Below are 12,719 nucleotides of genomic sequence, written 5' to 3' on the forward strand. Positions count from 1 at the left end.
CCGAAGCCACGGCGCGACGGGGCCGCACCCGTGCCTGGTGCGGCCCCCGTCGCGTGTCCCTGTGCCGGGCAGCCCTCAGGCCCGGCGGTCCGGGTGGGTCAGCGCCTCGGTGACCAGGAAGGCCATCTCGAGCGACTGCTGGTGGTTCAGGCGGGGGTCGCAGAGCGACTCGTAGTGCTCCTCGAAGGCGGACTCGTCCACGAGGTTCGCGCCGCCGAGGCACTCGGCCACGTCGTCGCCGGTGAGCTCGACGTGCATGCCGCCCGGGTGGGTGCCCAGTTCGCGGTGAACGTCGAAGAACCCGGCGACCTCGTCCATCACGTCCTCGAACCGGCGGGTCTTGTAGCCGTTCTTGGCGGTGACGGTGTTGCCGTGCATCGGGTCGGTCACCCAGACCGGCTGCAGGCCCGCGTCGCGCACGCCGGCCACGATGTCCGGCAGGACGTCGCGGATGACGCCGGCACCCATGCGGGTGATGAAGGTCAGGCGGCCGGGCTCGCGCAGCGGGTCGATCTTCTCGGCCAGTGCCAGCACGTCGTCCACGGTGGTGGTCGGGCCCAGCTTGACGCCGATCGGGTTGCGGACGCGGGACAGGAAGTCCACGTGGGCGCCGTCGACCTGGCGGGTCCGCTCCCCGATCCAGAGGAAGTGTGCGGAGGTGGCGTAGGGGTCCCCGGTGCGGGAGTCCTCGCGGGTGAGCGCCCGCTCGTAGTCCAGCAGCAGGGCCTCGTGGGCGGAGTAGAACTCGGTGCGGCGCATCGCCTCGAAGTCGACGCCGGCCGCGCCCATGAAGCGCACGGCACGGTCGATCTCGGCGGCCATCTCCTCGTAGCGCGCGTAGGCCGGGTTCGCGAGGAACCCCTGGTTCCAGGCGTGGACGCTGCGCAGGTCGGCGAAGCCGCCCTGGGTGAAGGCCCGGACCAGGTTCAGGGTGGAGGCGGACGTGTGGTATGCCTGTACCATCCGGCGGGCGTCGTGGCGACGCGCCTCCTCCGTGAACTCGTATCCGTTGACGATCTCGCCACGGAAGGACGGCAGGGTCACGCCGTCGCGGGTCTCGGTGTCCGAGGAGCGGGGCTTGGCGAACTGGCCGGCGATGCGGCCCATCTTCACCACGGGCACGGAGGCGCCGTAGGTGAGCACGGCGGACATCTGCAGGATCGTCTTCACACGCGCGCTGATGCGGTTCGCGGTGGAGCCGGAGAAGGTCTCGGCGCAGTCTCCGCCCTGGAGGACGAACGCCTCGCCGCGGGCGGCCTCGGCCAGCCGGGTGCGCAGCACGTCCACCTCGCCGGCGAAGACGAGCGGCGGCACCTGGCTCAGCTCGGCGACGGCGGCCTCATAGTCCGCCTGGTCGGCCCACTGGGGCGCCTGGCTGATGGGCAGGCTGCGCCAGCGGTCCAGGCCGGGAGCGGTGGCGGCGCCCTCGGAGGTGGCGGTGCCGAAGGCCAGGATCTCGTCGCGGGAGTGTGCACTCATGCGCTCCACCCTAGGGCGGGATCCGGGACTCGGTGGACACTTCACGACCGGTGGCCGACATGTGGACGTCGGCGCCGCATCAGGCCCCGTGCACGCGCCGCGTCCTCGGGTCCGGGGCCGGGCGCCTCGGGCTGCGCGGCTCGCCTCGGAGCGGCGGGTCAGTCGCGGGCGGCGCGGGGCGGGGACGGGACGCGGCCAGACTTCACATCGGCGGCGTACACGTCCACGTACTCCTGCCCGGAGAGGCGGCGGATGGCCTCCATGATCTCATCCGTCACCTCGCGCAGGACGGCGATTTCGTCCTTGCGGTCCTGCAGGTGGGAGAAGTCCAGCGGCTCGCCGAAGATGACGCCCACCCGGCCCGGATGTGGGATCGATCGACCGATCGGCTGCACCTTGTCCGTTCCGACCATGGCGATCGGGACCACTGGCACCCCGGCGGCGAGCGCGAGCTTGGCCACGCCGATCTTGCCGCGGTGCAGACGCCCGTCGGGGCTGCGGGTCCCCTCCGGGTAGATGCCGAGCAGCTTGCCCTCCTGCAGCGCCTCCAGGCCCGCCTGCAGCGAGCGCAGTGAGGCCGCGCCGCCGGAGCGGTCCATCGGTAGCTGGTTGATGGCGACGAAGAACCTCCTGGTGATCCAGCCCTTGAGACCGGTGCCGGTGAAGTACTCCATCTTCGCCAGGAAGTGGACCTGACGGTCCAGCACCGCCGGCATGAACACAGAGTCCGAGACCGAGAGGTGGTTGCTGGCCAGGATCGCCCCGCCGGACGCGGGGACGTGGCCCCGGCCCTTGACCCAGGGGTTGAAGAACGCGCGCGCCAGGGGGCGGACCACGAAGGTGCGGGCGGACCGGTAGAAGGTGGACATGCCTCTCCTGGGGACGGACGGGTCTGCTGCTGCCCCCATGCTAGACGCCGGGCGCCGGCGGGATCCGCAGGCGTGGCGAGGACGGCCGCTAGGGTGGGGCCATGCCCCTGCGTCGACGCCCCCCGTCCCGTGCCGCCGACGGCGGCTCCCACCGCGCCTGTGGACCCGGTCCACCTGCCGCTCGACCTGGCCCCGGCCCGTGGCGCCGGTGACCGCGCCGTCGTCATGCTCCACGGCTTTACCTCGGGCCCGCACTCGATGCGTTCCTGGGCCGAGGCCCTGGCCGAGCACGGCAACCGGGTGGTCGTCCCGCTCCTGCCTGGACACGGGACCCGTTGGGAGGACCTGAACAGGGTCACCGCAGATCAGCTGAGGGCGGCGGTCCGCGAGCACGTGGACCGGGCCCTGGCCGAGCACCGCCACGTCGTCGTGGCCGGCCTGTCCATGGGAGGCGCGCTCGCGCTCGACGCGGCGGCGCACCGCCCGGTGGCGGGTTCGACCGTGGTCAACCCGGCCCTGGCCTTCGGACAGCCGCTGGCCCACGCCGCTCCCCTGCTGCGCTGGTTCGTCCCCTCCACCACCCCCGTGGCGGACGACGCGGCCGCACCGGTGAGCGAGCACGCCTACCCCGCACGCCCGTCGGCGGGGTCGCCGAGCTCGGCCGCATCCAGCGCGCCGCCGTGCGCGGACTGCCGCGCATCACCGCCGACGTCGTCTCCTACTGGTCCCCGCAGGACCATGTGGTCCCGCATCAGGCCCAGCGGCGTCTGCGGGCAGGCCTGACACGGGCCGCGTTCGAACAGGTCCGACTGGAGCGTAGCTATCACGTCGCGACCATGGACCACGACCTCCCGCTCATCGTGGAGCACAGCGCCGCGTTCGTGGACCGTGTCTGCCGGCAGGCGGCTGAGCGGCGATGAGTCACCCGCACGACGAGCCCGAGGACCAGGACGCGGCGTGGGCGGACATCGTCGCCCGTCTGCGTCCGGACCTGCCCGCCGCTCCCCCGCAGGGCAGGGATGCTCCCCCACACGGCGGTGACGACTCCGCCCCGCCGTGGCCCGTGCTGCACCCTGACCCGGTCGCCGACGACGACCTGCCCGGCGAGTTCGTGCCCCCGGAGCCGCCCCCGCTGCTCAGCGGCCGCCCCACCGTCGTGCTGTCCGCGCTCGCCCTGGTCCTGCCGGTCCTGGCGCTGTTGCTGGTGGCCGCCTTCCGTGTCGGACTGCCCGGGTGGACGTCGGCAGCGCTCGTCCTGGTGGCGGTCTGCGGCGGTGCGGGCCTGTTCCTGCAGCTGCCGCGCCGGGGCGACGGCCGCGGCGACCGCCTGGACCGCGGCGCCCAGGTCTGAGGCCCCCGCCGGCCTGGCGCGAGTGGCGCGACGGGGTCTGACGCCGTGGCATCCGGAGGCGAGGCCACACGGTCCCGGCTCGGGGCAACGGAGGCACGCCGATCTCCCTCCCACGCGGATTCACCCGAGACTCCGGGTATCGTAGACTCGACCCCGTGTGATCCCCGCCACGTCCCCGGCGAGGGTCCGTCCCTCTGCGCCACCCACTCAGGAGCCCCCATGCAGCAGATCAGCACTCCTCCCGCCCCGGCGCTGCCGGCCGACTCGAACATCACCGACCTGCTCGAGCGGCAGGTGCGCGAACGCAGCCACGGCGTCCTGTTCTCCGTGCCCGTCGGCGAATCGGCCTGGCGCGACGTTACGGCCCGGGAGTTCCGAGACCGGGCGCGCGAGCTGGCCAAGGGACTGATCGCCTCCGGCATCGGCCAGGGTGACCGCGTGGGCCTCATGGCGTCCACCCGCTACGAGTGGACGCTCGTGGACTTCGCCATCTGGTATGCGGGCGCCGTGACCGTCCCGATCTACGAGACCTCCTCCGCCTCGCAGGTCGCATGGATCGTCGAGGACGCCGAGGTCAAGGCCGTCGTCGCCGAGAACGCGGACCGCCGCAAGACGGTCTCCGACGCGGTCCACCGTGAGTCCCTGCCGGAGCTGAAGGGCATGTGGGTCATGGACCCGGAGTCCGGGCTGCCCGGCACCGGCCTGGACGAGCTGGCCGAGGCCGGCCGCGACGTCTCGGACGAGGAGGTAGAGTCCCGCCGCTCCCACGCCGTCCTCGAGGACCTGGCGACGATCATCTACACCTCCGGCACCACGGGCAAGCCGAAGGGCTGCCTCCTGACCCACGGCAACTTCGCCGAGCTGTGCCACCAGGCGCTGGAGAGCTCGCTGGGCACCATCGTGAATGAGCGCGAGTCCACCGTGCTCTTCATCCCGCTGGCCCACGTGTTCGCCCGCTTCGTGTCCGTGCTGACCGTCGCCGCCGGCGCGCGCTGCGGCCACACCTCAGACCTGAAGAAGCTCACCGGCGTCCTGCAGTCCTTCAAGCCCTCCTTCCTGCTCGCGGTGCCCCGCGTGTTCGAGAAGGTCTACAACGCCTCACTGCTCAAGGCGCAGGACGGCGGCAAGGGCGAGATCTTCGAGAAGGGCGCCGCCGTGGCGATCGCCTACTCCAAGGCGCTGGACGCCGGGAAGGTGCCGCTGGCGCTCAAGGCCAAGCGCGCCCTGTTCTCCAAGCTGCTCTACGGCAAGATCCGCGCGGCCATGGGCGGTGAGCTCCAGTACGCCGTCTCCGGCGGCGGCCCGCTGTCCACCGAGCTGGCGCACTTCTTCCGCGGCATCGGGCTGACCGTCCTGGAGGGCTACGGCCTGACCGAGACCACCGCGCCGATCACCGTGAACATCCCCGGCGACCTGCGGATCGGCACCGTCGGCCAGCCGCTGGGCGGCAACGCGGTGAAGATCGCGGCGGACGGCGAGATCCTGGCCAAGGGCGTGTGCGTGATGACCGGCTATCACAACCGGGACGACGCCAACGCCGAGTCCTTCGACGAGGAGGGCTGGTTCCGCACCGGAGACCTCGGCACGCTGGACGAGGACGGCTATCTGAAGATCACCGGCCGCAAGAAGGAGATCCTCGTGACCGCCGGCGGCAAGAACGTGGCCCCGGCGCAGATGGAGGACCTCATCCGCTCCGACGCCCTGGTCTCCCAGGTGATGGTCGTCGGCGACGGGAAGCCGTTCGTCGCCGCCGTCGTCACCCTGGACGCGGACACCCTGCCCGGCTGGCTCTCCTCCCACGGACTCGACGCGGGCATGTCCGTGGCCGAGGCCGCCCAGGACGAGAAGGGCCGGGCGCACATCGCCGAGGTGGTGGAGCGCACGAACCGGACCGTCTCCCGGGCCGAGTCCATCCGCGAGTTCCGGATCCTGGACCGCGACTTCACCCTCGAGGACGGCCACATGACCCCGTCCCTGAAGATGCGCCGCGCCGCGATCATGAAGGACTTCCAGTCCGAGATCGACGAGATCTACGGGGGCTCCGCACCTCAGCAGGGCTGACACCGCAGAGCCCGGCCGAGGGCAGGATCCGCGCCGGGCACGAGGGCCCCGGACCGTGCGGTCCGGGGCCCTCGTGCGTGCACGGCGGAGGACCGGTGTGCGTGCACGGCGGAGAGACGGTGTGCGTGCACGGCGGAGAGACGGGCCTGAGGCACGACGACGGCCCCCTCACCCCCGCCTGTCCTCCCCGCCCGGGCTGCGGCCGCGGCCCGGGGGTCGGCTCAGAGCAGACCGGAGTCGGGGACGTCGAGCCCCAGCAGCGCGTTCTCCACGACCTCAGACAGGGCCGGGTGGATCCAGTACTGGCCGCGGGCCATCGTGTGGGCGTCGAGGCCGAAGGACATGGCCTGCACGAGCGGCTGGATGAGGTTCGCCGCCTCGTGCCCGACCAGGTGGGCGCCGAGCAGCCGCCCGGTGCGGCGGTCGGCGACCAGCTTGCACAGGCCGGTCTCGTCGTTCATGGCCCAGCCGTAGGCGACGTCCCCGAACTCCTGCTCCTTCACGGTGACGTTCTCCGCGCCGACCGCGGCCGCGGCCTGCTCCTCCGTGAGCCCGGCGGAGGCCACCTGCGGGCGGGAGAACACGGCTGCCGGTACGGGCGTCAGGCGGTTCTCCCGCAGGTCCTCCGGATGCACCAGGTTGTGCGCCACGACCCGGGCCTCGTGGTTCGCGACGTGCTTGAGCTGCCACGCGTTGGCCGCATCTCCCAGACCCCAGAGTCCGTCCACGGGCTCACCGTCGGACAGCAGTCGCTGGCAGGCGTCCACGGCCAGCACCCCGCTGTCGGTGACGTCCAGCCCGGCGGCGGCGACGTCCAGGGTGTCCACGTTCGGGGTGCGGCCCGTGGCCATGAGCACCACGTCCGCCTCGAGCTCGAGGACGTCGTCCGCGGCCGCGCCGTCAGCGGTGTCGCGGACGCCTTCCCCCGGTGCTTCGGTGCCCGACGGTGCGCCGGGGCGATCCGGCGAGGCCGCGCTGCGGTGACGCGCGAAGCGGACGGTGACGGGGCCGTCGTCGTGCCCGGGGAGGATCTCCACCGGCTCCCAGCCGGTGCGCAGGTCCCAGGTGCGGGAGGCCGACTCCGTGAAGCGCGCCGAGATGGAGGCGTCATGGGAGGTCAGCAGCCGCTCGCCGCGGATCACCTCGACCACCTCGGATCCCAGACCATCGAACACGGCGGCGAACTCGACGGCGACGAAGCCTCCCCCGACCACCACCACGCGGCGCGGCAGCTCCGGAAGGCGCATGACGGTGTCCGAGGTGTGCACGGCGGGCAGGTCGATCCCCGGGATGTCCGGCAGCGACGGGCGGGAGCCGGCGGCCACCACGATCTGGTCCGCGGTGAGGACCCGGCCGGAGTCCGTGGTGAGCTCCTTCGGCCCGGTGAAGCGGATCCGCTCCTGCACCACCGTGGTGTGCTCCAGCTCGTCCCGGCGGTAGCGCAGGCCGCCCTCGCTGATCGCGTCGATGCGGCCGAAGATGCGGTCCCGCAGCGCCGGGAAGTCCACCCCGTCGCGGCGCAGGTCCACGTCCACGCGGGCCGCCTCGTCCCGGGCGCCGCCCAGGGACGCCGGGTAGGCGTACATCTTCGTGGGGATGCAGCCGACGTTCAGGCAGGTGCCCCCGAAGGTGCCGGCGTCCACGACGGCCACGCGGCGGCCCTCCCAGGCCTCGGTGATCAGGGAGTTGCCGGAGCCGGACCCGATGATCAGCAGGTCGAAGTGCTCGGGGGCGGGTGCGGTCTCGGTCGGTGCTGCGGCGGTGTCGGCCATGTCTGCCAGCATAGGCCGCAGACGCCGCGGGGCGGGCACCGGGGTCCCCGGTGCCCGCCCCGTGGACGGCGTGCCCTGTGCGGGGCGCGGCTCAGCCCTCGTCGATGACCACGATCAGGTCGCCGCCGTTGACCGGGGTCACGCCGTCGAGGACGACGCGCTTGACGGTGCCGCCCACCGGGGTGGTGATCGCGGCCTCCATCTTCATCGCCTCGATGGTGGCGACCGGGTCGCCGGCCTGGACGGTGTCGCCCTCGGCGACCTGGACGCTGACGGAGCCCGCGAACGGCGCCGGGATCTGGCCGGCCACGGAGGAGTCGGCCTTCTCGGCGGTGCGCACGGAGGACTCCACGGAGAGGTCGCGGACCATCACCTGACGCATCTGGCCGTTGAGCGTGAGCATGACGGTGCGCATGCCCTTCTCGTCCGGCTCGGACACGGACTGCAGCACCGCCAGCAGGCGGACGCCGCGGCCCAGGGAGATGACGTGCTCACGTCCCGGGACCAGTCCGTAGAGGAAGTCGCGGGTGTGCAGCGTGGACGTGTCCCCGAACTCCTCGCGGTGGGCCTCGTACTCCTTGGTCGGCGCCGGGAAGAGCAGGCGGTTCAGGACGTCGCGGCGGGTCTGCCCGGACTCGGCCAGCAGTGACCGGTCCTCATCCGAGATGTCCTCCATGCCGGTGCCCTCACGGCGGCCCTGCAGGGCCTTCGTGCGGAACGGCTCCGGCCAGCCTCCGGGCGGATCGCCCAGCTCACCGCGCAGGAACCCGACCACGGAGTCCGGGATGTCGAAGTCGTTCGGACGCTCCGCGAACTCCTTCGGGTCCACGTCCCGGCCCACGAGCTGCAGGGCCAGGTCGCCCACGACCTTGGAGGACGGGGTCACCTTCACGAGGTGGCCGAGCATGTCGTCCGCCGCGGCGTACATGGACTCGATCTGCTCGAAGCGCTCGCCCAGCCCGAGGGCGATCGCCTGCGTGCGCAGGTTGGACAGCTGGCGCCCGGGATCTCGTGCTGGTACACGCGGCCGGTCGGGGCCTTGAGGCCGGCCTCGAACGGCGCGTAGATCGCGCGCACGGACTCCCAGTAGGGCTCCATGGCCGCGGCGGCGTCCAGGGTGAGGCCCGTGTCCCGCTGGGTGTGCTCGAGTGCGGCCACGAGGGCGGACATCGGAACCTGGCTGGTGGTGCCCGCCATGGAGGCGGTCGCCACGTCCACGGCGTCCACCCCGGCCTCTGCCGCGGCGAGGAGGGTCGCCAGCTGGCCACCGGCCGTGTCGTGCGTGTGCAGGTGCACCGGCAGGTCGAACTCGGCGCGCAGGGCGGTGACGAGCTCGCGGGCGGCGGCCGGACGCAGCAGGCCGGCCATGTCCTTGATCGCGAGGATGTGCGCCCCCGCGTCCACCATCTGCCGGGCCAGGCCCATGTAGTAGTCGAGGGTGTACAGCTTCTCGGCCGGGTCGGACATGTTGCCGGTGTAGCAGAGGGCGGCCTCCGCCACGGCCGTGCCGGTGGCGCGGACGGCCTCGATCGCCGGGGTGATCTGCGAGACGTCGTTGAGGGCGTCGAAGATGCGGAAGATGTCCACGCCGGACTCGGCGGCCTCGGCCACGAAGGCGTCGGTCACCTCGGTCGGGTACGGGGTGTAGCCCACGGTGTTGCGGCCGCGCAGGAGCATCTGGATCGGGATGTTCGGCATCTCGGCGCGGAGCAGCTCGAGCCGCTTCCAGGGGTCCTCCGCCAGGAAGCGCAGGGCCACGTCGTACGTGGCGCCGCCCCAGGCCTCGACCGAGAGCAGGCCCGGCAGGGTGTGCGCCACGGCCGGTGCCGCGGCGAGCAGGTCACGGGTGCGCACGCGGGTGGCCAGCAGGGACTGGTGGGCGTCACGGAACGTGGTGTCCGTGACGGCCAGGGCGGTCTGCTCGCGCAGCGCCGCGGCGAAGCCCTCCGGCCCCTTCTCCTGGAGCACCTGGCGCCAGCCGGACGGCGGGACCGCCTCCGGGCTGCGGGACGGACCGTCGAACGGCGAGCGGTCCGGCTCCTGCGACTTGTCCCCCGGGTGGGCCGGCAGGCGGTCACGCGGGTCGATGCCGTCGATCCGCTCCCCGTGCGGCCGATTGACCGTCACGTCGGACAGGTACTGCAGCACCTTGGTGCCGCGGTCCTGCGAGCGGTTGACCTGCGCCAGCTCGGGGTGGGCGTCGATGAAGTCGGTGGCCACGTCCCCGGAGAGGAACTGAGGGTCGTCCAGCACGTTCATCAGGAACGGGATGTTGGTGGCCACGCCGCGGATGCGGAACTCGGCCAGCGCACGGCGGGCACGGTGCACGGCCGTGAGGTAGTCGCGGCCACGGCAGGTGAGCTTCACCAGCATCGAGTCGAAGTGCGGGGACACCTCGGCGCCGGCGTAGATGGTGCCGCCGTCCAGGCGCACGCCGGAGCCGCCGGCGGAGCGGTAGGCGGTGATGGTGCCGGTGTCCGGGCGGAAACCGTTGGCCGGGTCCTCCGTGGTGATGCGGCACTGCATGGCGAAGCCGCGCAGGCGCAGGGAGTCCTGGGTGATGCCCAGCTCCGGGAGGGTGGCGCCGGCGGCGATGCGCAGCTGGGCTCCCACAAGGTCGACGTCCGTGACCTCCTCGGTCACGGTGTGCTCCACCTGGATGCGCGGGTTCATCTCGATGAACACGTGCTGGCCGGCCCGCTCGCCGGCGGTGTCCACGAGGAACTCGACGGTGCCGGCGTTGACGTAGCCCATCTCCTTGGCGAAGGCCACGGCGTCGCGGTAGAGAGCCTGGCGGATCTCCTCGTCCAGGTGCGGGGCCGGGGCCATCTCCACCACCTTCTGGTGGCGGCGCTGCAGGGAGCAGTCACGCTCGAAGAGGTGGACCACGTTGCCGGCGCCGTCGGCGAGGATCTGCACCTCGATGTGGCGCGGACGGAGCACGGCCTGCTCCAGGAAGACGGTGGGGTCGCCGAAGGCGGTGTCGGCCTCGCGCATGGCGGCCTCGAGGGAGCCCTTGAGGTCCTCGCGCTTCTCCACGCGGCGCATGCCGCGACCGCCGCCGCCGGCGACGGCCTTGACGAAGATCGGGAAGCCGATCTCCTCGGCCTGCTCGAGCAGCCAGTCCACGTCCGCGGACGGCTCCGACGAGGCCAGGGTCGGGATGCCCGCGCGCTTGGCGGCACGGAGGGCCTCGACCTTGTTGCCGGTCAGCTCCAGCACGTCGGCCGGCGGTCCCACGAAGGTGATGCCGTTCTCCGCGGCGGCGCGGGCCAGGCCGGCGTTCTCGGACAGGAAGCCGTAGCCCGGGTAGATGGCCTCGGCACCGGCGTCCTTGGCGACGCGGATGATCTCGTCCACGTCCAGATAGGCGCGGACCGGATGGCCCTCCTCGCCGATGCGGTAGGCCTCGTCGGCCTTCTGGCGGTGGATGGAGTTGCGGTCCTCATAGGGGAAGACGCCCACGGTCTTCGCACCCAGCTCGAAGCAGGCGCGGAACGCGCGGACGGCGATCTCGCCGCGGTTGGCGACGAGCACCTTGGAGAAGACGGGAGAGGTTTCGGCGTTGGCGGCGGCCGCGTCGTTGCGGCCGGCGGTGTTCTCGGCAGAGTCGCTCATGCAGGCAGTGTGCCACAACACGTGGACGTCCTCGGTCATGCGACGACGGATCCGCCCGGACACGCGCCTGCCCCACGTCACATTCGCGGTGACATGGGGCAGGACCGACCGAGGAGGCGAACGGCGGTGACGTCAGGAGGCGCTCTGCTGACGGCGCGCGCGGCGGCGGGCGGACAGCTCGTCGCCCGGGAACTGCTCGGCCTGCCGCAGATGCTCGCTGGGCAGCTCGGCGAGGGTGCCCTCGACCTCGCGCCAGACACGGCCCACGGCGATGCCGAAGACGCCCTGGCCGCCCTGGACCAGGTCGATGACCTCGTCAGCGGAGGTGCACTCGTACACGGACGCCCCGTCGCTCATCAGGGTGATCTGGGCGAGGTCCTCCACGCCGCGCTCGCGCAGGTGGCCGACGGCCGTGCGGATCTGCTGGAGCGAGACGCCGGTGTCCAGCAGGCGCTTGACGACCTTGAGCACCAGGATGTCGCGGAACGAGTAAAGCCGCTGCGAGCCGGAGCCCGCGGCGGTGCGGACGGTGGGCACCACCAGGTCGGTGCGCGCCCAGTAGTCGAGCTGCCGGTAGGTGATGCCGGCGGCCTTGCACGCGGTCGGGCCGCGGTAGCCGGCCTCTTCGTCCAGCTGCGGCATGTCGTCGGTGAAGAGGATGCCTTGGTGGGAGCCGACCGGGGTGGGCCGACCAGAACCTGCATGGGGTGTCACGAGTGAGCCCTCCTGGTCTCGGTTCCGCCTCGGGGGAAGTGGGTGCCGATGTCCCCGTCCGACCCTCCGGTGACCGTGGAGGATCAGGGTGGCGACGCCGACGGCGCGGAACCCTTCTCCATGCAAGGTACGGTCCCGGGCGTCCCCGGTCAAAGACCCGGCACCCCATGAGGACGGCGTGTCGCGAAGCTCAGGCGAAGTCGTCCGGGTCCACGTCCTCCAGGAACCTGCGGAAGGACTCGAGGTCGTCGGAGTGGTGGTCCGCCACCGGCACGCCGAGCTCGTCCACCACCGACTGCGGTGCCAGCACGGGTGCCTCCGCCCGGAGGGCGACGGCGACGGCGTCGGAGGGCCGGGCGTCCAGCACGGACCCGTCGGCCAGCACGAGCTCGCCGAGGACCGCCTCTCCCCGGGTCCCCGTGATCCGTGCGGCGGCGACCGTGCCGCCGAGGGCGGTCACCGCGGCGAGCAGCAGGTCGTGGGTGAGCGGCCGGGGTGGGGTCACGTCGTCCAGGACGAGCGCCACCGCGGTGGCCTCGGCGGCACCCACCCACACTGGGACGACCCGGTCCCCGGCGGGGGTCAGCAGCAGCAGGGCGTGGTTCTGGGCGGGCAGGTCCACGCGGACGCCCAGGACGGTCAGGGGGACGTCCTCCCCGGAGGCGGGGCTCACCGCTGCGGTCCCGACGTGAACGCCTCGACGCCGTCCGTGAGGAGGGCGGTGTGGAGGCTGAGCATCGCCTCGCCGAGGCGGCGGGCGGTCTCTGGCGGCGCGGCTGCGGGGAGTCCTCGTCCCCGGCGCGTGGCCAGGGGCGTGACGGCCTGCTGGAGGATGCCCAGCTCCCGGTCTGGCCG

Annotated in this window: 8 protein-coding genes and 2 pseudogenes; 3 read left to right on the plus strand and 7 right to left on the minus strand. The window is 72.5% G+C overall.

The annotated features are described in order from the left end of the window. Positions 1-75 precede the first annotated feature (75 nt). Both AC2W7A_RS03690 and AC2W7A_RS03695 read right to left on the minus strand, forming a co-directional pair. Positions 76-1,479 (minus strand): class II 3-deoxy-7-phosphoheptulonate synthase, encoded by a 1,404-nt coding sequence (locus AC2W7A_RS03690; RefSeq protein WP_485990174.1) that lies wholly within the window; start codon positions 1,477-1,479, stop codon positions 76-78. Between the two features lie 158 nt (positions 1,480-1,637). Next, complete coding sequence (locus AC2W7A_RS03695) at positions 1,638-2,348, minus strand: lysophospholipid acyltransferase family protein (RefSeq protein ID WP_485990175.1); 711 nt, start codon at positions 2,346-2,348, stop codon at positions 1,638-1,640. A 159-nt stretch (positions 2,349-2,507) separates the two neighbouring features. Between AC2W7A_RS03695 and AC2W7A_RS03700 the strand changes: the two genes are divergently transcribed. From AC2W7A_RS03700 to AC2W7A_RS03710, 3 genes are all read left to right on the plus strand, one after another. Beyond that, positions 2,508-3,131, plus strand: coding sequence for an alpha/beta hydrolase (locus tag AC2W7A_RS03700; protein WP_485990176.1), 624 nt, complete (start codon positions 2,508-2,510; stop codon positions 3,129-3,131). Positions 3,132-3,264: 133 nt separating this feature from the next. Continuing rightward, on the plus strand, positions 3,265-3,699 hold the full coding sequence (locus AC2W7A_RS03705; RefSeq protein ID WP_485990177.1) for a hypothetical protein: 435 nt from the start codon (positions 3,265-3,267) through the stop codon (positions 3,697-3,699). A gap of 219 nt (positions 3,700-3,918) precedes the next feature. After that, entirely contained in the window at positions 3,919-5,760 is a 1,842-nt protein-coding gene (locus tag AC2W7A_RS03710) for an AMP-dependent synthetase/ligase (RefSeq protein ID WP_485990178.1), read from the plus strand. Between the two features lie 221 nt (positions 5,761-5,981). Here AC2W7A_RS03710 and AC2W7A_RS03715 read toward each other — a convergent pair whose 3' ends face one another. From AC2W7A_RS03715 to AC2W7A_RS03735, 5 genes and pseudogenes are all read right to left on the minus strand, one after another. Next, on the minus strand, positions 5,982-7,532 hold the full coding sequence (locus tag AC2W7A_RS03715) for a mycothione reductase (protein ID WP_485990179.1): 1,551 nt from the start codon (positions 7,530-7,532) through the stop codon (positions 5,982-5,984). Positions 7,533-7,623: 91 nt separating this feature from the next. Further along, a pseudogene (locus AC2W7A_RS03720) lies at positions 7,624-11,069 on the minus strand (pyruvate carboxylase). A gap of 213 nt (positions 11,070-11,282) precedes the next feature. Continuing rightward, entirely contained in the window at positions 11,283-11,864 is a 582-nt protein-coding gene (locus AC2W7A_RS03725) for a MerR family transcriptional regulator (protein WP_485990180.1), read from the minus strand. Positions 11,865-12,054: 190 nt separating this feature from the next. After that, positions 12,055-12,537, minus strand: coding sequence for a bifunctional nuclease family protein (locus AC2W7A_RS03730; protein WP_485990181.1), 483 nt, complete (start codon positions 12,535-12,537; stop codon positions 12,055-12,057). After that, positions 12,534-12,719: pseudogene (locus tag AC2W7A_RS03735) on the minus strand (hypothetical protein); the annotation flags it as partial. The gene AC2W7A_RS03730 and the pseudogene AC2W7A_RS03735, both read right to left, overlap by 4 nt.

The organism is Micrococcus sp. LASM2_SD2 (assembly GCF_057364565.1).